Genomic DNA, 509 nt, shown 5'->3' on the forward strand with positions numbered 1-509 from the left:
TATTCAATTCTTTGTGAAGAAGTTAACGTTAATTCAACTTAGGCTAGGCGCTTTTGACCGACGTTTAGTTCACTAAACGAGGTTAAAAGCAACGACGCGTAACGCAGAATTTGGTAGGTCTGGGCAGACTTGAACTGCCGACCTCACCCTTATCAGGGGTGCGCTCTAACCAGCTGAGCTACAGACCTTTAACTTGTTAATTATTCCTATAACTGCGTTGTTTTCGCTAAATGCTTGTCACTATCAGACGATAGCTCCTGCGCATTTATCTCAAACGCCTTGTTCTAGAAACAATTCCCGGCGTTAATCATCTGAATAACTTGCGGGTTATCCATTACTCATTCGTAAATAAGTGGTGGAGCTAAGCAGGATCGAACTGCTGACCTCCTGCGTGCAAGGCAGGCGCTCTCCCAGCTGAGCTATAGCCCCTCGTTTACTTGTTAGTAAAGGGTTACTTCTTCTAATTTGTTATCAGGCAATTTGTGTAGACACTCGTGAAAACCGAAGTT

2 tRNA genes are annotated in these 509 nt (G+C 44.0%); both read right to left on the reverse strand.

Annotated features, from left to right (window positions below):
* Nucleotides 1–111: 111 nt before the first annotated feature.
* Nucleotides 112–188, reverse strand: a tRNA-Ile gene (locus RM573_RS17425).
* A gap of 165 nt (nt 189–353) precedes the next feature.
* Nucleotides 354–429: transfer RNA gene (locus RM573_RS17430), tRNA-Ala, on the reverse strand.
* Nucleotides 430–509 lie beyond the last annotated feature (80 nt).

This window comes from Thalassotalea castellviae (assembly GCF_031846185.1).
GTDB classification, from domain to species: Bacteria; Pseudomonadota; Gammaproteobacteria; order Enterobacterales; family Alteromonadaceae; genus Thalassotalea_H; species Thalassotalea_H castellviae.